Here is a 21,283-nt window from a genome sequence, read left to right on the forward strand (position 1 = left end):
ATCGGCTATGCGCAGCGCCGCCCGGCGTTACAGCCGGGCGGCGGCGGTTCAGCCTGAATGACTGGTTGTCGACGGGGCCTTACAGAAAGCTGCTTTCGAACAGTTCGCCTGAATAGGCCGCATGGGTAATGCCCGCCTCAAGATCGGCCTTGGTCAGTTCATCGACAAAAACGCCGTTTTGCATGACCAGCACACGATCGCACATATGGGCGATCACCGCGAGGTCGTGGCTGACGAGAACGAAGGTCAGGTTGCGTTCGTCACGCTGGTCCGCAAGCAGGTTCAGGATTTCCGCCTGAATGGAGACGTCGAGCGCCGATGTCGGCTCGTCGAGCAGCAGGATCGGCGGCTCGAGGATCAGGGCGCGGGCGATTGCCACGCGCTGGCGCTGGCCGCCGGACAGTTCATGCGGGAAGCGCTCGGCGAAATGTGCCGGCAAGCCGACCTGTTGCAGGGCAGAGGCGACTTTCGACCAGCCGTCGCCAAGTCCCATGGCGCGGATCGGTTCGGCAAGCGCCCGGCCGATGCGGTGGCGCGGATGCAGGGAGCCGTAAGGGTCCTGAAACACCATTTGCGCCAGCTTCAGTTCCTCGCGGTTGCGCACCTTGCCGACCGGTTTGCCGTCAAAGCTGATCGAGCCGGTCCAACCGGCCTCCAGCCCCGCCAGCGACCGCAGCAAGGTCGACTTGCCACAACCGCTCTCGCCGACAATGCCGAGCGTCTCGCCTTTATTGACCCGCAGGCTGACGCCGCGCACGACGTGATTGCGGTTTTCCTTTGCGCCGTAGACGACGTCGAGCTTGTCTACCGTGATCATCGCATCATCTCCGCATCGATTGCCTGACGATCCAGCACCTTGAGACGCCGCACCGGATTGCGGGGATCGGGCATCGCCGCGATCAGGCCGCGCGTATAGGGGTGTTGCGCATCCTCGAGCTTCGTCAGCGTTTCCACGACGCGCCCGCCATACATGACCAGCACGCGCTCGCAGAAGGCTGCGACCATGCGGATATCATGGCTGATGAGGATCAGGCCGGAATTATTCTCCCGCACCATCTCGTCCAGCAGCAGCAGGACATCCTTGCGGACGCTGACGTCGAGCGCGGATGTCGGTTCGTCGGCGATAACGAGCTTCGGCTTTGCGAGCAGCATCATCGCAATCATCACACGCTGTCCCATGCCGCCTGAAATCTGGTGAGGATAGAGCCCCATCACGCGGTCGGGATCATTGATGCGGACGCGCAGCAACATGTCGCGTGCGGCGCCTCTGGCCGCCTTGCCGGTCAGTGCCAGATGCAGTTCGGCCGCCTCCGCCACCTGTTTTCCGATCGGCAGCACCGGGTTCAGCGAATAACGCGGGTCCTGCATGATCAGCGCCATCTCGCTGCCGCGGATCGCGCCCATCTGCCGTTCGGATTTGTCGAGCAACGGTTCGGACAGGAAATCCATCCGCTCCGCCGTCACCGTGGCGCTTTTCGGCAGGAGCCGCATGGCGGCCCGGCCGGTGGTGGATTTTCCGGAGCCGGATTCACCGACGATGCCGACCCTTTCCCGGCCGACGTCGAAATTGACGTTGGAGACAGCCGGAATGGTGTTGCGGCCGAAGCGGACATTGAGGTCGCGAACCGAAAGAATGGGGGAACTGTCAGGAGCGGGCATGGCGCGGATCCAAGAGGTCGCGCAGCGTATCGCCGGCGATGTTGAAGGCAAGGCTCGTCAGCAGGATGGCGATGCCGGGCATGACGGCGACCCACCAGTAATCGAGCATGAATTTGCGGCCGCTGGAGATCATCGCTCCCCATTCCGGCAATGGCGGCTGCGCCCCGAGACCAAGGAAGCCGAGCGACGCGGCTGTCAGGATGATGCCGGCCATGTTCAGCGTCAGCCGGACGATAACCGAGGGAATGCACATCGGCGCGATATACAGGAACAGGATGCGCAATGGCGATGCCCCGTAAAGGCGTGCGGCGGCAACGTAATCGGTATTACGCACGACAAGGGCCTCCGCGCGGGCAAGACGCGCAATGGGCGGCCAGGCCGTCAATGAGATGGCGATGATTGCCGTGCCGAGACCGGCGCCCATGGCGGCCGCGAAGGCCAATGCCAGTACGAGCGAGGGAAAGGACAGGACGATATCGGTCGCACGCATCAGGATGGCATCGGTTCGCCCGCCGAAGAAACCGGCCATGACGCCAATGGCAAGGCCGATGGGACCGACAATGACCGAGACCGACAGCACCGTCTGGATGGTGATGCGGGTGCCATAAACCAGCCGGCTGAAAATATCCCGGCCGAATTCGTCCGTGCCGGCCAGATGAGCCCAGCTGGGAGGCTGAAGCGCGTTTTCGAGAGCCTGTTGGGCGGGGTCGAAGGGGGCGATGAGAGGTGCGAAAATAGCCACCAGAACCAGGATGGCGAGAATGGCAAATCCGAACATTCCAAGCGGTTCGTCGCCGAGCTTTCGCAGTGTCCGTGCCGTGGTGGTCGATATGCGCGACAGGGCGCTGCGGCCGCGAGCGGCATTGTCATGCGTGATATCGGTCATCGTGCGACCTCCCGTGTGCGAGGATCGAGCGTGGTATAGGCCAGATCGGCGAGGAAATTGAGCAGCATGAAGATGAAGCCGATGACGATGGTGGCGGCAAGGATGGCATTCATGTCGCCGATAAGCAGCGCGTTCGTCATATATTGGCCGATACCCGGCCAGGAAAACACGATCTCGGTGACCACGGCGCCTTCCAGCAGGTTGCCATAGGAGATGGCCAGAACGGTGATGAGCTGCACGGCGATGTTGGGCAATACATGCCGGGTTATCGTGCGCGCCGGGCTGACACCCTTCGCGCGCGCGGCGATCACGTAGTCCTGGCTGAGCTGTTCAAGGGTGAAGGCGCGTGTCATGCGGGTGATATAGGCCATGGCCATATAGGCAAGGATGATGGCCGGCAGGATGATGTGCGAGAGCGCGTTCCAGAAGATTTCGGTCTCGCCCGCAAGAAGGCTGTCGACCAGCATCAATCCTGTCTTCGGCTCTACGAGCCCTTCGTAGAAAACATCGACACGGCCGGGTCCTCCGACGAGATTGAAACTGGCGTAAAAAATCACAAGGCCGACGATGCCGAACCAGAAGACAGGTATCGAATGCCCCACGAGTGCAAAAACGCGTGCGAACTTGTCGATGAAGGTGTCGCGGAAGAGCGCGGCGGCAAGGCCGAGCGGCACGCCGACGATGGTGGAGATGATGATCGCAAGCGTTGCGAGTTCGAATGTGGCCGGAAATGCCTGCGCCAGATCCCGGGTCACCGGATTTCCGGTCAGGATTGCGATGCCGAAATCGCCATGCAGCAGGCCACGCAGATAGATGAAGAACTGCTGGTAAAGCGGCAGATCGAGACCGAGCCGCGCCCTCATGGCCTCATAGGCTTTGGGATCGGCAAGCTCGCCGACGATCGCTCCGACCGGATCGGTCGGCATCACCCGGCCGATGATGAAGGTGATGCAGAGCAGGATGAAGAGGCTGACGATCAGTTGCAGAAAACGATGTCCAAGCCCGCGCAAAGAGATTTCCGTCATTGCTGGTCGCACTTCCCTTTAAGAAGGCCGTCAATGGAGGTGCCTTTGCAAGCCGCTCGCCGAAGACGCGCAATTCTCCATTGCAAAAACTCTTGATGGTACTTCATCCCAACTCCTCCCTGAGCTAACATGAAAACATATGACGTGCTGCCATGTCATCATATGAGTAGCGAAGGGATTCGTATTCTGCAAGAGGGAAGAGTGGCATGATGGGCGACAGGGCGAGGCCGCGGGAGAGACGGGCGCAACAGATCATCGATAATCTCAGCGCAGAAATTCGCAGTGGAAAACTGAAAAACGGTGATCAACTTCCCACCGAACCGGAGCTTGAACGCAGCTACGGCGTCAGCCGTACCGTGGTTCGTGAGGCGATCGCGGATTTGCGTTCCGCCGGCTATGTCGTTCCCATCCAGGGCAAGGGGGTTTTCGTCAGCAATACCAGCGAATGGGCCGGCGTAAAACTGACGCAATCCGAAGTCGGCACCATTGCGGAAACGCTAGAGATGCTGGAGTTCCGGCTTGCGACGGAAGGTGAGGCGGCGGCAATCGCCGCCTATCGCCGCACAGCCCAGCAGGAGGCTGCAATCTCTGCGGCGCACCGGAAAATGGCCCGCGCCATCGATGCGGGTGAGACCACCGTCGATGCCGATTACGAGTTTCACACGGCCATTGCGATCGCCACGAATAACCGCTTTTATCTGGAGGCTCTGCGCCAGTTCGGTTCGCGCTCGATACCGCGCGGGCAGTTCCCGACACTGCCGGAAACCGGAGACGCGAATTATCTTCGCAAAGTGCAGGCCGAGCACGAGGCAATCCTGCGCGCCATCGTCGAGCAGGATCCCGATGCGGCGCGAAAAGCCATGCGCGAACATATGCTCGCCAGCCAGCGTCGATACAGGTTGCTTTCAGAAGCGCAATAGCATCTCGACACTCATCTTATTTCATGCGATGTCATATGATGACTTGCATGGAGAGAGGAGAGAATCGATGTATGTCGGCACCCAGGTTGCTGCGCGCGATGACGAGGATTTTAAGGTTTGGGCGCAGCTCGGCGTCAAGAATATCAATGCTGATCCGCCCGGAAAGCCCGAGAGCTGGACTTTTGAGGACTTCGAGCGCCACCGCGACAAGGTCGAGAGCTTTGGCCTTGTCCTCGACATGGTGCAGCTGCCGCTGCCGTCCCGCCCCATCGAACAGGCGTCGTATCCCGATATCCTGCTTGCGGGCCCTGAGCGTGACCGGCAGATCGATGCCGTCTGCACGATGATCGAAAATATCGCCCGGGCCGGTATTCCCGCGGCGAAATACAATCTCAACCTCATCGGCATTCCACGCACCGAGATGGAACGGGGACGCGGTGGCTCGCTCAATGAGGCATGGCGCTGGGACAAGGCCGATCATGACGCCGCTCCGGGTCTCGCCGGCGTTCTGTCCGAAGACGAGAACTGGGAGCGCATCGACTATTTCCTCGAACGCGTCGTGCCGGTTGCAGCAAGCAACAAGGTGCGTCTCGCCTGCCACCCTCATGATCCCTACACCCCGCCGGGTTACAAGGGTGTCACGCGTGTGCTCGGCACTGTCGAGGGATTGAAGAAATTCGTGCAGATGCGCGAAAACCCCTATCACGGCCTGAATTTCTGCCAGGGCTCGATCGGCGAGATGCTCGATAATCCGCGCGAGGAGATCGATGACATCATCCGCTGGTTCGGCAGCCGCGACAAGATCTTCAACGTCCATTTCCGCAATATCAGCGGCGGCAAACTCTCCTTCATGGAGACTTTCCCCGATGAGGGCGACATGGACATGGTGCGGTCGCTGAAGCTTTATCACGAACTCGGCTATCGCTACATGATCATGCCCGACCATGTGCCGACGATTGCCGGGCGCGATGCCGTCGGTGTGGCTTTCGCCTTCTGCTACGGCTACATCGCCGCCTTGATCGAAGCGCTTGATAACAAACATCTTTGACCATTCCGGCCTGCGACGCCCCGCTGCGTCGCGGCTTTTTCCCAAACATGAATTACCGATCTGTAGGAGGAGCAGGTATGAGAAAATCATTGATCCGTCTCGCATTCACCACGGCCCTTGGGGCCATGCTGGTGCAGGCCGCGCCGGCCCTGGCCAAGACACCCAACGACCAGCTCGTTATCGGAACTTCGCTGGCCCAGGTGCTGTCGCTTGACCCGCATCAGGCCACCGAAGGAAAAGCCAACGAAATCATGTCCAACCTCTATGACCGCCTGATTTCGGTCGATGGTTCGGGCAAGGTTTCACCGCAGCTTGCCGAGCGCTGGGAGATAGATGACAAGGGCATCACCTTCCATCTGCGCGAGGCCAATTTCGCCTCGGGCAATCCGGTAACCTCGGCAGATGTCGTTTATTCGCTCGGCCGGCTGTTGAAGATGAACCAGGCGGCCGCAGCCAACCTCAAGCGCGTTGGCTATAATGCCGACAATGTCGACAAGCTGGTGAGCGCGCCGGATGAAAAAACGGTGCGCATCGAGCTTTCCGGTGAAACGACGTCCGAGCTGCTGCTTTATCGTCTGGCCATGGTCATTGCCAGCGTCGTCGACAGCAAGGAGCTGAAGTCGCATGAAACCAATGACGACTGGGGCAATGGCTGGCTGAGAACCAATTCCGCCGGTTCCGGTCCCTTTACGCTCAATCGCTGGTCGCCCAATGAGATCATCATTCTCGAGGCAAACAAGAATTACGTGGCCGGCAGTCCGAAAATGCGCCGCGTCATCGTGCGGCATGTGCCGGAAAGCCAGGTGGAGCGCCTGATGCTGGAGCGTGGCGACATCGACATCGCCAGCGCGCTGACGGCGGCCGACCTTGCGACCTTCAACAACAAGGAAGGTTTCCAGATCCAGCGGGTGCCGACGGGCGGCTTCTACGTCCTGTCCATGAATGCCGGTAAGGAGCCTTTGTCCAACCCCAAGGTCCGCGAGGCGATTGCCTATGGCATCGACTACAAGGGCATGGAAAAGACCATCATGGGTCCTTACGGCCGGGCGCGTACGGTGCCGGTGCCGGAAAACTTCGAATACGCCATTCCGAGCCCGGACTGGAAGCTTGATGTGGAGAAGGCGAAGGCTCTCCTCAAGGAAGCCGGTTATGAGAACGGTTTTACGCTCAATCTGAAGACGATTGCGCAGACGCCGCGCATCGATCTCGCCACCGCGATCCAGGCGTCGCTCAGCCAGATCGGCATCAAGGTCAATATCCAGCAGGGTAACGGTTCGGACGTGATTGCCGCCCACCGCGCGCGTGATTTCGATCTGCTCATTCCGCAGACCGGCGCTTATATGCCGAATGTGCTGGGCTCGATGGAGCAGTTCTCCAGCAACCCCGACAATTCGCTGGCAGCCAACAATGCCGGCAATTTCGTCTGGCGCTCGGCCTGGGACATTCCTGAACTGACCGCCCTGACGGCAAAGGCTTCGCTGGAGCCGGATGCCAGGAAGCGCGGGGAAATCTATACCCAGATGCAGGAAATGTTCGTCGCCCAGAAGCCGGCGGTGCTGCCGATGTTCGAGAGATTCGAGCCGATCGTGCTGAATGCGCGCGTGAAGGATTATGTCGGCCATCCCAGCCAGACGACCCGGCTGGAAAAGGTCACGAAGGACTAATGGCAAACCACAGCCTCTGAAAACCTGTGACGGGCGGTTTTACCGCCCGTTTTTATTGGCGGCCATATCCCGACACCTTAGGATATGTCTTTGTTTTTCACGCGATTTTTGCGTGTCGAAAACCCTGGCGGTATCCGCCTTGTTATTCCTCCGGCATTTTCCGGGTCCACAAACCCTTTCGCAGCAGGCGATTATCGTCGTCATCCCAAGATTTCAGGGGTTTTCTCAAGGACTTCATCGGATTAGACCGTCCGCTGACTATCCTTTCCGCTGGGCGAGAGTCGCAGACTCCGCTCACCAACATCCCGAAAGATGCGTTGGCGATCATGAACCTTGCACAGATAAAACTTCCGTCGCGGCCGCTCAGCCTCAAACGTGGCGTCATTTCGGTGCCGGCGGCCTATTATTTCTCCATTCCGGTGCTTGTGGCGATCCTGGCCGTCATGCTCGTGGCCGAAGGTCCGGGCATATTGCGCGATTATCAGATCAGTAAAGATCCGCTGGAGATCGAAAGCGGCGATATCACCGGTAGCTGCAAGACGCGCAAGGCGATCTTCACGACTTGCGAGGCGGATCTTTCCTATGAACATGCCGGCGAGAGCTACAAGAAGGATGTCGAGGTGATGTTCGTCGACTTCCATTCCGGTGACTACGAAACCGGACTGGTGATTTCCGCCAGGAACCCGGAACTCGCGACGATCTCCCTCGGCCTCGATATGCTCTGGAACCGTATCATCACGCTCGGTGTGTTCGTTGCCCTGCTTGGTTTCGGCAGTCTTGCAATGCTGTTTGCGCTTATCCGGGTCGTCAGGGTTCGTCTGCAGCTGCGGCAGCCCGCACCTTTGACGGTTATTCCGGTTGCGCTGACGGCGGTGGCTGAAAAGCGCAGCCGCCTTTTCGTGACCTATGCCGATACGGTGAGGGAGGGCAAGACCAAGCGGCAGTCCTTCACTCATCTGGAAAGGGGCCGCATTCCCGTCGTCGTTGGCCACACCGGAAAACACGATGTCGCGCTGGCGGTCTGGCATGGCAAAACCGCGCTGCCTGTCCTGCTCGACGACCAGCTGCAACGGATTGACCTGTCGGAGCAGGAAAGGGCGCAGGCTCTCGCATCGATTGCACCAATGGTTGCGGATCAGGCACAGGAAGGCGCCTCCAGCGTGGACGCGGCGACAAGGAAGGGGCCAGGCCTCCTGCGCAGACTGGGAATTTTCGTCGCAATCGTGGTTCTCATAGTCGTCGCCGTCTTCGGTTACTGGCTATGGTATGTCACAAGCGCTCCGTCGCAATTCAACTCGCCGGGAATGGACATCAACAACATGCTGCCGGCAGCGCTCAACGAGTGGGGATGCGCCCGTCTGCAGGAGCGTTTCTCCGATGGCCCGGCGCCCTTCGGATGCACCGCTGCCGACTATCGAAGCTGGAAATAAGGGCCTGCCCTATAAACCCCGGTCAAGGCCGACGCGCAAAGCCCTGCAGCCTGTCGCGTCGGCCCTCGGGCTTTTCCCCCTGCCGTGCCGCGCAGATGGAGACATTTATCAATAGTTGCATTAGAGATTTATAAATAAACCACTTCCATAGTGCGATCGTGAGCGGTTCTTCAGAGGCTGGGAGAGTGCACCATGTTCACGGTTTTGGAATGCGTCGCCGTCCAGCACGATCATGCGATCGTGCTTCTTGCGGCATTGATCTGCCTGCTGGGCATGCTCGCCTTTTTTCACCTGTTGTTGCGCGCGGAAGAAAGCCCGGCCGGTCGCAAGCCCTATTGGGTGCTGATCGCCGCCTTCGCCGCCGGCCTCAGCGTCTGGGCCACGCATTTCGTCGCCATGCTCGCTTACAAGGGCCCGGTTCCCATCGGGTTTGATTTTTCCTTCACGGCTCTTTCGGCGGTTCTTCCGGTTCTGGGTTTCTGGCTGGCGCTCAGGGTCCGCTCGCTGGCGGCCCACAGCCCCGTCATCGTGGGCACGCTGGTCACGGTGTCCGTCGCCGTCATGCATTTTGTCGGCATGGCGGGAATGGATGTCGCCGCCACCATCAGCTATCGCTGGGGGCCGGTGATGGGTGGTTTTGCCGTTACCTGGGTGTTCTTTCTTCTGGCGTTTTTCCTGTTCCGGCGTCCGGGTAACTGGAAACAGCGCATCGTCATTCCGGCCGCTTCTTCGATCCTTGCGATCTGCGCGCTGCATTTCACCACCGTTTCTGCCACGGTCCTGTCGCCCGATCCGTCCGTTTCCGGTCCTGATCCCGACAGCCTTGCCCGACTGATCATGATTGGCGCCGTTTCCGGCGTGACCTTCCTTATCCTCTGCGCCACCGCCACCGCGGCTCTGGTGGATCGTTACCTTGTCGATCTGAAAGGCCTTGTCGATGCGACGCTGGATGGCCTTGCCGTCGTGCGCGATGGCCGTATCGTCGAACTGAACACCCGCTTTGCCGGACTTCTCGGCAATGACGAGATATTCCTCATCGGGAAAAATCCCGATGATCTCTTCAAGGCTGCCGACGGGCAGCCCGCCTATCTGCCGCGCCCTACGCCGGTGGAGGCGATCCGTGAGCGGGCCGACCGGCCGCAGGTGTTCGAGCTTGCCGTGCGCACCATCGAATATCGTGGCCGCCCCTGCGAGGTGATGGCCATTCGCGACCTGACCGAAAAGCGTGAGGCACAGCGGGAAATCGAATATCTCGCGCGTCACGATATGCTGACGGGGCTTGCGAACCGCACCATGTTTCAGACGCGTCTTCGCCAGCAGATCGACAATTGCGGCGAGGAGGACGAATTTGCGCTGCTGGCGCTCGATCTCGACCGGTTCAAGGCGGTCAACGACATATTCGGCCATGCCGAGGGCGACCGGGTCCTGAAAAAAGTCGCCGGTATTCTGCATGAATGCGCAAGGGCGGGCGATGTGGTCGCGCGTCTCGGTGGCGATGAATTCGTCATACTGACGGCCCGGCATACGAAGGCGGAGGAAGCACGGCTGCTTGCCGAGACCATTCTTGGCATGTTCGCCCTGAAAATGAATGTCGCCAATGATCCGACCTCCGTCGGCGTCAGCATCGGCATTGCGGTTTTCCCGCGTGACGGTCAGGATGACGAAAGCATCATGCATGCCGCCGATCTGGCGCTTTACCGCGCCAAGGTGGGCGGGCGTGGCATATTGGCCTTCTATGATCCGCTGATGGACCAGGAGGCGCGTGAGCGCCGCCAGCTCGAGACGGATCTGCGGCTCGCCATCAATCGCAACGAGCTGCTTTTGAACTACCAGCCGGTTCTGTCCGTCGAATGTGGCCAGGTCGTCGGTTACGAGGCGCTGGTGCGCTGGCAGCACCCGACGCGGGGCGTCGTCTCGCCGGATATCTTCATCCCCATCGCCGAGGAAAGCGGGATCATCATCTCGCTCGGCGAATGGGTGCTGCGCGAGGCCTGCCGTCAGGCAAGCACCTGGGCGCCGCATCTGAAAATCGCGGTCAACGTCTCGCCATTGCAGTTTTCCCTGGCCAATCTCGGCCATGTCGTCTGCACCGTCCTCATGCAGACGGGCCTTTCGCCCGGCCGGCTGGAACTGGAAATCACCGAAGCCGCCCTTCTCAAGGATCGCAAGGCGACGCTCATCATCCTCAACCAGCTGAAGGCGCTGGGTGTCGCCATTGTCATGGACGATTTCGGCACGGGTTATTCTTCCCTCAGCAATCTCCAGAGTTTCCCCTTCGACAAGATAAAGATCGACCGCAGCTTCATCGCCGCCATGAGCGACGACGACAACGCTCGCGCCATCGTGCGTGCCGTGATCGGTCTTGGCCGGAGCCTCGACCTGCCGGTGACGGCGGAGGGGATCGAAACCGATGCGCAATATCGCATGGTTGTCGATGAAGGATGCGCGCAGGCGCAGGGTTACCTCTTCGGCAAGCCGGATGTGGCGCCTGCCGAGGCGGCGGGCACCACCACGCGCAAGAAATATTCCGTTTGACGCGATACAGGGGAACGGCGTTCGGGTGGAGGAAACCTGTCAGCCGAACAGCGATGTCAGTCCGTAAACGGCGGCGGAGATCAGCGCCGCCGCCGGCATGGTCACGATCCAGGCGATGACGATGTTGCCCGCAAGCCCCCAGCGCACCGCGGAGACGCGGCGGGCAGCCCCCACGCCGACGATGGCGCCGGTGATCGTGTGGGTGGTGGAGACCGGAATTCCGAGCCATGTCGCGCCGAACAATGTCAGCGCGCCGCCGGTTTCGGCGCAGAAGCCCTGCATCGGGTTCAGCCGGGTGATCTTGGAGCCCATGGTATGCACGATGCGCCAGCCGCCGAACAGCGTGCCGAGCGCCATGGCCGACTGGCAGGAAATCACCACCCAGAAAGGCACGTAGAAGCTCTCGCCCAGATGCCCCTGGCTGAACAGCAGCACGGCGATGATGCCCATGGTCTTCTGCGCGTCGTTGCCGCCATGCCCGAGCGAATAAAGCGAAGCGGAGATGAACTGCATGACGCGGAAGGTGCGGTCCACCGCAAAGGGTGTCTGCCGCACGAACAGCCAGGATACGGCGAGTACCAGAAGCAGGGCAAGGAAGAAGCCGATTGCCGGTGACATGAAGATTGCCCCGACAGTTTTCAGCAGGCCCGACCAGACGATGGAATCGAAGCCCACTCTCGCCAGTCCGGCGCCGACGAGGCCGCCGATCAGCGCGTGCGACGAGCTTGAGGGAATGCCGAAAATCCAGGTGACGATGTTCCAGACGATCGCACCCATCAGCGCCGCGAAGATGACCTGCGGCGACACGATGGCCGGATCGATGATGCCGGTGCCGAGCGTTTCCGCCACATGCAGGCCGAAGAACAGGAAGGCGATGAAGTTGAAGAAGGCCGCCCAGGCAACCGCATATTGCGGGCGCAGCACACGGGTGGACACGATGGTGGCGATGGAATTTGCGGCGTCGTGGAGACCGTTCAGGAAATCGAAGAACAGCGCGATGGCGATGAGGCCGACAAGCAGCGGCAGGGCAAGCGCGACATCCATCAGACGTTCTCGATAACGATGCCGCTGATTTCGTTGGCCACATCCTCGAATCGGTCGACGACCTTTTCGAGTTCGCCGTAGATCTCGCTGCCGATCATATAGGCCATGGCGTCACCGGCCGCACCGTGGCGGCGGAAAAGGTCCTTCAGTCCCTGATCGTGCAGATCGTCGGAGCGGCCTTCGACGCGGGTGACCTCTTCGGCAATCGCCGACAGGCGCTGCGCGTTGGTGCCCACCTTTTCGAGAAGCGGAATGGCTTCGGCAATCAGGTTTGCCGCACGCACGATCTCGTGACCCATCTCTTTCATCAACGGGTCGAATTCGCTCTGTTCGAAGAGGCGGATGGTCTTTACCGTCTTGTGCATCATGTCGATGGCGTCATCCATGGACTGGATGAGGTCCTTGATATCGCCACGGTCGAAGGGCGTTATGAAACTGCGTCGCACCGCAAGCAGCACGTCGCGGGTAATGCCGTCCGCCTGGTCTTCGAGGGAAACGATAAGGTCGCAGTTTCTCTCGACGTCGATGCCGCTCAAGAGGTGGTCCAGAGCTGCAGCCGCTTTAACGACCGTTTCCGAATGTTGGCTAAACAGGTCGAAAAAACGGTCCTCGCGCGGCATCAGCTTGCGGAAAATGCTCATCATGCGAATTGGCCCTCAATGGCGCTATTTATGTTGTGGGGGGTAATTGTCATAAAACTGTCATAAATGCAGGCGGGGCATTGATGCAACCCGGAAAATCAGCACTATCAACGGATATGAAATCCTCCAAAAAAAGCCGGAAAGCCCGTCCGGCGCGCGCCCTGACATTACTTCAGCAACTCGCTGCCGTTCCCGAAAAGCTGTTCACCGGCGCTTTCCGGCAGCAATATGCCGCCTTGTGTTTTCGCTATGGTGGCAACGGGGACGATGTTGAAATCCTGCTTGTCACCTCGCGCACCAGCAGGCGCTGGATCATTCCGCGCGGCTGGCCGATGAAGCGCAAGAAACCGCATGAGGCGGCGGCGATCGAGGCGTGGGAGGAGGCCGGCGTGCGCGGCCGGGTAAGAAAGGAAGCGGTTGGCCGCTATACCTATCTGAAGATGCTCGACAATGGCGATGTCGTTCCCTGCGTCGTCGATGTGTTCCAGATCGAGGTGACGGGCGCGGAAACGAGTTTCAAGGAGCGTGGTGAGCGCCTGCTGGAATGGGTGCGTCCGGATGAGGCGGCAAGGCGGGTCCGCGATATCGAACTGAAATCGCTGCTGGTCGATTTCAGGCCCAGGGGCAAAAGGAAAGGCCGGACGGGCGAGGGGGCGTAACGGGCTGCCCTGTTCCCGTGAGCGGCGCCCGGACCTGACGCTGTAATGCCGGGGCAATACGACATGCCCAGTTTCACCGGATGCGTTTCGTCAGGTGTATTATGCGTTTATGTCGTGCCGCCCTGCGGCTTCTTGCCCGTTACATTCATCCCATTATCGTTTTCGCCGTGCTTCTGGCCGGGCCGGTCACCATCCTTCTGCTTCGGTGACAGCCTTCGCCACCTTTGACGGGAAAAGCCTTGCCGCTTCTTCCGTCAAAGGCCGGATTCCATGCAAAACGCGGGTGTCTTCACCCGGCTTGCACCTCACCGGGGTGGGCCGGGTGCTCCGCTTTCTCCGCATCGTCAGGCGCTTTCGGCATCAGGTGGGCAAAACGCCTGACGATGCTGTCGATATAGGAGAGGATGGTCGGCACGACGATCAGGGTGAGGAGGGTGGAGCTGATGAGGCCGCCGACCACCGCATGCGCCATTGGCGCGCGCTGAGCGCCGCCGCCGCCGATTGCGAGCCCGAGCGGGATCATGCCGAAGATCATCGCAAGCGTCGTCATGATGATCGGCCGGAAGCGGATGACGCCGGCGTTCGCCAGAGCCTCGTTGAGGGAAAGCCCGCGCTTCCTCTCGCGGTTGGCGAAATCCACCAGCAATATGCCGTTCTTGGTCACGAGGCCCATCAGCATGATGAAGCCGATCAGCGAGAACATGTTGATCGTGCTGCCGGCCACCATCAGGCCCAGAAGGACGCCGGCCAGCGAGAGCGGCAGCGAGGCCATGATGGCGAGCGGCTGCAGGAAGCTGCCGAATTGCGAGGCAAGCACGATATAGATGAAGATAACCGCCATGATGAGCGCCTTGACCATGTGGCCGATGGTCTCCTGCATGGTCTCGGCCTCGCCGCCGAAGCGGATGCGGTAACCGTCGGGCAGGTCGCGGGCGGCCGTCAGGTTTCGCACGGTCTCCATCACTTCGCCGAGCGAGCGGCCGGCAATATTGGCCGAAACCAGCACTTCGCGGCGATTGTCGATGCGGCGGATCTCGGCGGGCGCCGGCACGGTGCCGATCTCCGCGACCTGATCGAGATGCACCATCTCAGGTGCGCCATTCGATGCGTTGCGGCCGGTTGCGATCATCAGCTCGCCCAGTCTTGTGGCGTCGGAACGCCGTTCGCCGGGCAGGCGCACCACGATATCGTGGCTGTTGCCGTCCGTATCCGTCCATGTCGACACATCCTCGCCGCCGATGAGGGGAGAGAGTGCGGTGGCGAGATCGGAGCGGGATATGCCGAGATCGCTCGCCGCCTGACGTTTCAGGCGCACGGAAAGCACCGATGTGACGTTGCGGGCGCTGGAATTCACATCCACGAGGCCGGGGATTTTTTTCATGTCGTCCACCAGACCGGCGGCGATTTTTTCGAGAACGGCGCGGTCGTCGCCGAGGATGCTGATCTGCACCGGGCTTTCGCCGCCGCCAAGACCGTTCTGAAGGATCGCGACCTCTATGCCCGGTATGGCCGAAAGGCGCTTGCGGACCGGTTCGGCCAGCGTGGCGGGTGTTTGCGTGCGCGCTGCCAGCGGCACCAGCCCGACCAGTACCGCGCCGCGCTGTTTGCCCGCCGCCCCGCCGGTGTTGATGGTGGAATAAAGCGTCTCGACCTCGGGAAACTCCCTCAGTGCGTTTTCGACCTGTCGCACCTTCGCCGTCGTGTAGTCCAGGGAAGAGCCCGCCGGCGCCGTGACGGTGACCTGGAAACGGCCCTCATCGGTATCAGGCACGAATTCCACGCCGACCAGCGGCACCATGAACAGGCTGCCGATGAAGATGCCTGATGTGGTGAGCAGGGTGGCGAGGCGGTGGCGCAATGTCCAGCCGATCAGACGTCGATACCGCTCGGCCAGCCATTCGAAGCCGCGATCGAAACGGGCGACCAGCCGCCCGACCGGGCCGCGTTTTGTGTCCGGATGTGTATCCGGATCGTACCAGACGCTCGAAAGCATCGGGTCAAGGGTGAAGGCAACGAAGAGGGAGATCAGTACCGCCGCTGAGACCGTCACGCCGAACTCGTAGAAGAACCGGCCGACAATGCCGTCCATGAAAGCGACCGGCAGGAAGACCGCGACGATGGTGGCGGTGGTCGCGACCACCGCGAGCCCGATTTCGTTGGTGCCGTCGAGTGCGGCGCGGATATGGGATTTGCCCATATGCAGATGCCGGGTGATGTTTTCCCTAACGACGATCGCGTCATCCACCAGAATGCCGATGGAGAGGGTGAGAGCCAGGAGGCTGAGGGTATTGAGGGTGAAACCGAGAAAATCGATGACGACGAGTGTGCCGATGATCGCGATTGGCAGTGTCAGCCCGGTGATGACGGTGCTGCGCCAGGAGTTCAGGAACAGGAAGACGATGGCGATGGCGAGCGCCGCCCCTTCGATCAATGTCATCTGCACCTGATCGACGGATTCGCGGATGGGCGTGGAGGTATCCGTGACAATGCGCAATTGCACATTGTGCGGGGCAAGCTCGGCATTGAGTTCATCGAGGCGGTTCCTCACATCCGTGACCACCTGCACGGTATTGGCGTCCTGAACCTTGACGATGTCGATCGCAAGGGCTGTGCGGCCATTATAAAGCGCGCGGTTTTCGGCATCGGCTGCGCCTTCGGAAACCGTGGCGACGTCACGAAGCGGGATTGCCACACCTCCTCGCCTCGCCACCACCATGTCCAGCAGCGCCTGCGGCTCCCTGATGCGGCCCTGAACCTGGATGGTTCGTTCGGATACGGTATCGACGATGCTGCCGGCCGGGCTGTCGCCATTGCCGGTGCGCAGCGCGTTCACCACCTCGTTGATGCCCACCCCGAGCGCGCGCATGCGCGTCTCGTCTATCGCAACGTCGATCTGCCGCTTGCGGCCGCCGACCAGGGTTGCCTGTCCGACACCCGCAACCGTGGTCAGCTGGCGCACCACCTTCTGATCGGCAAGGGCGGTGAGCGCCGGCACATCCAGCGACGGTGAACTGATTGCCAGCGACAGGATCGGTTCAGCCGCGGGGTCGAAGCGGGAGACGGCCGGTTTCTTGGCCTCTTCCGGCAAATTCGTCTCGATTGCGGCGACCTTGTCGCGCACCTCCTGCGCTGCGGCCGCAGCCTGGACCTCGAGCTTGAACTTCACGACGACCACCGAGCGCCCTTCGTAGGAGGTCGAGGTGATCTCATCCAGTCCGCCGATGGCGTTCAGCGCATCCTCGACCGGGCGTGTCACTTCGGTTTCCACGGTCTCCGGCGTCGCGCCGGGATAGGTGGTGACCACCACCACGACGGGCACGTCGACATTGGGATATTGATCAAGCCCCAGACGCTGCAGCGAAAACATGCCCATGACAAGAAGCGCCACCATCATCATGGTGGCGAAGACGGGATGGGAAACGGATATGCGGGTCAGGAACATCTCAGCCTGCCCTGTCTATGGTCACGGCCATGTCGGGCTGCAATTCCGGAAGCGGAGCGGTCAGGATTGTTTCGCCATCCTTAAGCCCGGCGGCGACCTCGATCAGGCTGCCGTCGTTCCAGCGTGATCCCAGCGCCACCGTCTGGCGGCGGAGATGGCCATCCAGGACTTTCAGAACGTGATAACCGGTTTCATCCTTGCGCAGTGCTATGGCGGGGACCACGAGCGCATCGTTTTTTTCGCGCACGAGGATCGACCCGCTGGCAAACATCCCGCCCCACAGCCGCCCGTCGTGATTGACAAGCCGCAGGTAGACGGCGACGAAACGCGTGCCATCTTCGGCAACCGGGCTGATCCGCTCGACGGTGCTCGGGACGGTCTGGCCGCTGATGCCGTCGATCTCCAGTTCCGCTGTCTGGCCCAGCGCAACACGCGGAATGTCGCGGGTGGCGACGAGGACCTTCGCCTCCAGAACGCTTGTATCGACCAGCGTCAGAAGCTCGCCGTCGGCGCCGACGCGTGCGCCGGCCTCGGCCAGGCGGCGCGTGACGGTGCCGCTGAAAGGCGCGCGGATTTCCGCATTGCGCAGGGCGAGGCGGGCGATATCGGCCTGTGCCGAAAGGCTCTGAACCCTTGCCGTTTTCACCACCACATCGCTTTTCGCCTTGTCCAGCTGTTCGGCCGATGCAATGTTCTTGGCGGCAAGCTGTTCCGTCCTCGTCAGGGCCTGCATCGCCAGCGTCAACTCGGCCTCGGCCGCATCCCGGTCGCTTTGCCGTTGCAGCAGCGCCGATTGCAGATCGTCGGTTTCAAAGCGCACCAGCACATCGCCCGCCTTTACCGCCTGTCCGTCCCGGACGTTCATGTCGAGGATCTTTCCAGCCTCGCGGGCGCGGATCACAACGCGGCTGACGGGCTGAAGCTCGCCGCTGATGCTGAGCTTTTCCGCCATCCGGCGTGCGGCGATTCTCGCCGTTTCCGAGGCCGCCAGTTCGAACGGAATGCCGGCCGGGCTCATGGTGGCGGCTTCGACAATGCCCTTGAGGCGCTCATTGGCATCGACGCTGCCGCGCGCCGTGTCGAGAGCGGTGACGACGACAACGCAGCCCGCAAGCACGATGCCGGTTTTGATGGTTTTCTTTACCCACATAATCAATCCTTCCAGGCAAAGCTTTCTCTGTGGCCGCTCGCCGAGCGGTCATGTCGCCTGTTCTCAGGCGGATAGTGTCTGGATAGGGGGCCATAATTGCAGCAGCATTACCCTGAACCGCCCCTGTCGCCGCAATACTGCCGCAACCTTTCTGGCAGACAACGGATGGCGAAGGGACGGTGATCCATGAGACTTCTGTTGATCGAAGATGAAAAGGAAATGGCGGATGCGCTGTCGGCAACGCTCGGCAAGCAGGGCATCGTCATCGACCACACGATGTGGCTTGGCGATGCGATGGAGCTGACGCGCCAGCATGTCTATGACGCCATCCTGCTTGACCGTCGCCTGCCGGACGGGGAGGGCCTTGCCTTCATCCCGAAACTGCGCCGCGCCGGTGTCGATACGCCGATCATCCTCTTGACGGCGATGAACGAACCGGAGGAGCGCATTGCGGGGCTGGACGGCGGCGCCGATGATTATCTGGGCAAGCCGTTTCTCGTCGGTGAGCTTCTGGCGCGGGTGCGTGCGGTGTTGAGACGGCCGGCAAACCTTGCGCCGGCCCAGATCACCGCCGGACGTATCGTGATCGACCCGCTGCATCTCAGCATCACGATCAATTCGGCTCCCTTCGATCTGCCAAGACGCGAGCTTCTGGTCCTCGTCGCGCTCGCGAAACGCAAAGGCAAATCCGTGCTGCGCTCCACGCTCGAGGCGGCCGTCTATAACTACGAGGAGGAGATACAGTCCAATGCGCTCGACGCGCATATATCGCGGCTGCGCAAGCGTCTGCTGGACGTATCGGCCGGGGTGAGCGTGCACAATATCCGCGGCATCGGCTATCTGCTGAAGGAAGAGGCATGAAGGTGAAGGGCAAGTCCAATCCGTCCCTGTGGTGGCAATTGAGCTGGCAGCTCAGCATCGTTGTCTCCGCCATGATCGCGGTCGTCATCGTCGGCCTCTGCATTTACGGGGTGATGCGGGTCTCTCCCAATATCGGGCTTTGGGAGGACCTGTCTTCGACACTCGACGAGTCACTTTCGCTCGATCCGCAGAAGGGGCTCGTCATCACCGAGGGGCCGGCGCTGAAGGCTCTCAAGGCGGAGAATGAAGAACTCTGGTTCGTTGCCTCGACGCTGGATGGCCAGTCCGTGACCTATGGCGCTGTGCCGCCGGTCTATGCCGAGCTATCGCGTTACGCCCATCTGATGGTGGATGCCGATATTCGCGGCGGTGCCGGCATATCCGAGGTCGCGCTGTCTGAAAGTCTCGATACGGCATCTGGCCCGTTGAGGGTCATGTTCGGCGGAACCTCCCATATCAGCGCGTCGTTTCTGACGCTTCTTTTCGGCACCTATCCGATCTATGTTCCGCTGCTGGCGGTTATCCTGCCTGCGGTGTTCTTTTCCGTGCCGCGCATCGTGCGCCAGGCGCTCGCCGGTCTCAGTTCCGTCGTCCGGAAAGCCCCGGAGATCGACCCGCGCCGGGCGGGCGCGAAGCTGCCCGTCGAGGATGTGCCACGCGAAGTCGTGCCGCTGATCGTATCCTTCAACAGCATCCTCGAACGGCTCGAGCAGCAGTTTCGGGCACGCCAGCGTTTTCTCATCGACGCGGCGCATGAACTCAGAACACCGATCGCCATCATGCAGACCCGGATAGAGGGCCTGCCGGATGGGCCGGAACGGCAACGGCTGATGGAGGATGTCGCACGGCTCGGCGAAACCACGGAACAGCTTCTGGCGGTCGAGCGGAATGATCAGGTGCATGACCGGTGGGAGACGGTCGATCTGGTGGAGATCGCCCGCACTGTCGTTGCCGATCTTGCGCCGCTGGCGCTGTCTGCGGGTTACGATATTGCCTTCGATACCCGGATTGCGCGATACGAGATGCAGGGTAACCCGTTTGCCCTGCCGCGCGCCGTCAGCAATATCGTGCGCAACGCCATTGATCACGGCGGCAACCGGGGAATGATCCATGTGTCGGTTCTTGCCAATGGCGAGATCGCGGTTTCCGACGAAGGGCAGGGCATAGCCGAAGACCAGCAGGAGCGGATATTCGAGCCATTCTATCGCGTGACGCCGCGAAGCACGGGAGCGGGCCTCGGTCTCAGTCTCGTCAAGCAGATCGTCGCCGATCACAATGGACGTGTCCTTCTGGAAAGTTCCGCCTTCGGAAGCACATTCCGGCTCTGCTTCTGATCGCGATTTTTGCAGTGCCTGCGGACCGCGATTGTAATGCTGCCGCAATTTTAGCTGTCGTAGCGTGCGGGGCACAGGAAATCTTTCCAACCGGAGCACATGCAATGATACACCAGCGGAATCCGTTCGTCACGGCCAGCGGCAGCAAAGTTGCGCGCAGCCGCAGCGCCACCTTCGCCACCTTGCCTTTTGCCCTCATCATGTCCGGCTGTGCCTCCGTTCCGCTGCAGGAGGGCGGCACGCTGACATCCTATGCCCAGCTCAGCCCCGCCAAGGGCAAGTTCACCAAGACCAGAACCTTCGTGGATGCCAAGGGACTGGCCGCGGTTAAAACCGTCGCCATCGTGCCCACCACCTTTTCCTTCACCGCTTCGTCGCGGGTCACCTCGGAAAAGGACCGCGCGCTTGTCTCGAACGCGCTCGATCGCGCCATCTGCGTGGCGCTCAGCGACAGATACCGGATCGCCGCTCTTGGCCAGCCGGCGGACATGACGGTGCGTACCGTCATCACCGATCTGGTGCCGACCGACAAGACCATGGCCGGTGTTTCGACGGCGGTGTCGCTCGGCAGCAATTTTGTCTTGCCGGTCGGCGTGCCGCGTCTGCCCGTCGGGCTCGGCGGTCTGGCGGTCGAGGCGGAGGCGGTGGACAGTACCGGCGTCCAGCGCGCGGCAGCCGTCTGGTCGAAGGGTGCCAATTCCTTCACCGACAATGCCCGTGTTTCGGAAATCGGTGATGCCTACGGGCTTGCCTCCAACTTCGCCAATTATTTCGCGCGCATCCTCGTTACCGGCAAGACCTCCGAAGGTCTGGATATCTCGATCCCGTCCGGCCACCGCATGCGCTCGGCCCTTGGGGGAAAACCGAAATATGCCGAATGTGACGCCTATGGCCGCTCGCGCGGCCTGCAGGGTATGGTCGCCGACCAGTTCGGCGCGCCGCCCGAATGGACGGACAAACAGGCGAAAGTGGCGCCGAAATAGGA

The 21,283-nt window shown here is 61.1% G+C and carries 17 protein-coding genes; 9 read left to right on the top strand and 8 right to left on the bottom strand.

The annotated features are described in order from the left end of the window. Window positions 1-79: 79 nt before the first annotated feature. Genes N434_RS17090 through N434_RS17105 form a run of 4 tightly spaced genes read right to left on the bottom strand, consistent with a single transcriptional unit; the run spans window position 80 to window position 3,570 of the window. Window positions 80-817 carry an ABC transporter ATP-binding protein gene (locus N434_RS17090; protein ID WP_110759454.1) on the bottom strand — a complete coding sequence of 246 codons (738 nt, stop codon included), beginning with the start codon at window positions 815-817 and terminating at the stop codon, window positions 80-82. Continuing rightward, window positions 814-1,659: an ABC transporter ATP-binding protein gene (locus N434_RS17095; RefSeq protein ID WP_110759456.1), complete on the bottom strand. Its 846-nt coding sequence runs from the start codon at window positions 1,657-1,659 to the stop codon at window positions 814-816. Before N434_RS17095 ends, N434_RS17090 begins: the two co-directional genes overlap by 4 nt. Further along, on the bottom strand, window positions 1,646-2,545 hold the full coding sequence (locus tag N434_RS17100; RefSeq protein WP_065116912.1) for an ABC transporter permease: 900 nt from the start codon (window positions 2,543-2,545) through the stop codon (window positions 1,646-1,648). The genes N434_RS17095 and N434_RS17100 overlap by 14 nt, the downstream gene beginning before the upstream one ends. After that, on the bottom strand, window positions 2,542-3,570 hold the full coding sequence (locus tag N434_RS17105) for an ABC transporter permease (protein WP_065116911.1): 1,029 nt from the start codon (window positions 3,568-3,570) through the stop codon (window positions 2,542-2,544). The genes N434_RS17100 and N434_RS17105 overlap by 4 nt, the downstream gene beginning before the upstream one ends. A 206-nt stretch (window positions 3,571-3,776) precedes the next feature. Between N434_RS17105 and N434_RS17110 the strand changes: the two genes are divergently transcribed. From N434_RS17110 to N434_RS17130, 5 genes are all read left to right on the top strand, one after another. Next, window positions 3,777-4,490, top strand: a complete 714-nt coding sequence (locus N434_RS17110) for a FadR/GntR family transcriptional regulator (RefSeq protein ID WP_077767880.1) — start codon at window positions 3,777-3,779, stop codon at window positions 4,488-4,490. A 67-nt stretch (window positions 4,491-4,557) separates the two neighbouring features. Next, entirely contained in the window at window positions 4,558-5,538 is a 981-nt protein-coding gene (locus N434_RS17115) for a mannonate dehydratase (RefSeq protein WP_065116910.1), read from the top strand. Window positions 5,539-5,615: 77 nt separating this feature from the next. Then, window positions 5,616-7,202: an ABC transporter substrate-binding protein gene (locus N434_RS17120; RefSeq protein WP_110759458.1), complete on the top strand. Its 1,587-nt coding sequence runs from the start codon at window positions 5,616-5,618 to the stop codon at window positions 7,200-7,202. Between the two features lie 326 nt (window positions 7,203-7,528). Beyond that, complete coding sequence (locus N434_RS17125; protein WP_110759673.1) at window positions 7,529-8,632, top strand: hypothetical protein; 1,104 nt, start codon at window positions 7,529-7,531, stop codon at window positions 8,630-8,632. A 192-nt stretch (window positions 8,633-8,824) separates the two neighbouring features. Then, window positions 8,825-11,167 carry a bifunctional diguanylate cyclase/phosphodiesterase gene (locus tag N434_RS17130; RefSeq protein ID WP_110759460.1) on the top strand — a complete coding sequence of 781 codons (2,343 nt, stop codon included), beginning with the start codon at window positions 8,825-8,827 and terminating at the stop codon, window positions 11,165-11,167. A gap of 39 nt (window positions 11,168-11,206) precedes the next feature. Here the strand turns inward: N434_RS17130 and N434_RS17135 are convergent, their stop codons facing one another. Continuing rightward, window positions 11,207-12,211 carry an inorganic phosphate transporter gene (locus N434_RS17135; protein ID WP_065116907.1) on the bottom strand — a complete coding sequence of 335 codons (1,005 nt, stop codon included), beginning with the start codon at window positions 12,209-12,211 and terminating at the stop codon, window positions 11,207-11,209. Then, window positions 12,211-12,855 (bottom strand): DUF47 domain-containing protein, encoded by a 645-nt coding sequence (locus tag N434_RS17140; protein WP_065116906.1) that lies wholly within the window; start codon window positions 12,853-12,855, stop codon window positions 12,211-12,213. The genes N434_RS17135 and N434_RS17140 overlap by 1 nt, the downstream gene beginning before the upstream one ends. A 113-nt stretch (window positions 12,856-12,968) precedes the next feature. Between N434_RS17140 and N434_RS17145 the strand changes: the two genes are divergently transcribed. After that, entirely contained in the window at window positions 12,969-13,511 is a 543-nt protein-coding gene (locus tag N434_RS17145; protein ID WP_065116905.1) for an NUDIX hydrolase, read from the top strand. A gap of 289 nt (window positions 13,512-13,800) precedes the next feature. Here the strand turns inward: N434_RS17145 and N434_RS17150 are convergent, their stop codons facing one another. Continuing rightward, a complete protein-coding gene (locus N434_RS17150) occupies window positions 13,801-16,953 on the bottom strand; it encodes an efflux RND transporter permease subunit (protein WP_110759461.1) in 3,153 nt (1,050 codons plus the stop codon). A 1-nt stretch (window position 16,954) separates the two neighbouring features. Continuing rightward, window positions 16,955-18,103 (bottom strand): efflux RND transporter periplasmic adaptor subunit, encoded by a 1,149-nt coding sequence (locus tag N434_RS17155; RefSeq protein ID WP_110759463.1) that lies wholly within the window; start codon window positions 18,101-18,103, stop codon window positions 16,955-16,957. A gap of 186 nt (window positions 18,104-18,289) precedes the next feature. On the opposite strand from N434_RS17155, the gene N434_RS17160 reads away from it, so the two are divergent. The 3 genes from N434_RS17160 to N434_RS17170 all read left to right on the top strand — a co-directional run bounded on the left by N434_RS17160 (window position 18,290) and on the right by N434_RS17170 (window position 21,281). After that, the gene (locus N434_RS17160) at window positions 18,290-18,964 is read left to right on the top strand and encodes a response regulator transcription factor (RefSeq protein ID WP_065116902.1); all 675 of its coding nucleotides are present in this window, start codon (window positions 18,290-18,292) and stop codon (window positions 18,962-18,964) included. Then, a complete protein-coding gene (locus tag N434_RS17165; protein ID WP_110759465.1) occupies window positions 18,961-20,298 on the top strand; it encodes a sensor histidine kinase in 1,338 nt (445 codons plus the stop codon). The genes N434_RS17160 and N434_RS17165 overlap by 4 nt, the downstream gene beginning before the upstream one ends. 104 nt (window positions 20,299-20,402) lie before the next feature. Further along, window positions 20,403-21,281, top strand: coding sequence for a DUF3313 domain-containing protein (locus N434_RS17170; RefSeq protein ID WP_110759466.1), 879 nt, complete (start codon window positions 20,403-20,405; stop codon window positions 21,279-21,281). The last annotated feature ends 2 nt before the right edge of the window (window positions 21,282-21,283 follow it).

Origin of the sequence: Rhizobium sp. UGM030330-04 (assembly GCF_003208455.1) — a bacterium.
In the GTDB taxonomy this organism is placed as follows: domain Bacteria; phylum Pseudomonadota; class Alphaproteobacteria; order Rhizobiales; family Rhizobiaceae; genus Agrobacterium; species Agrobacterium rhizogenes_A.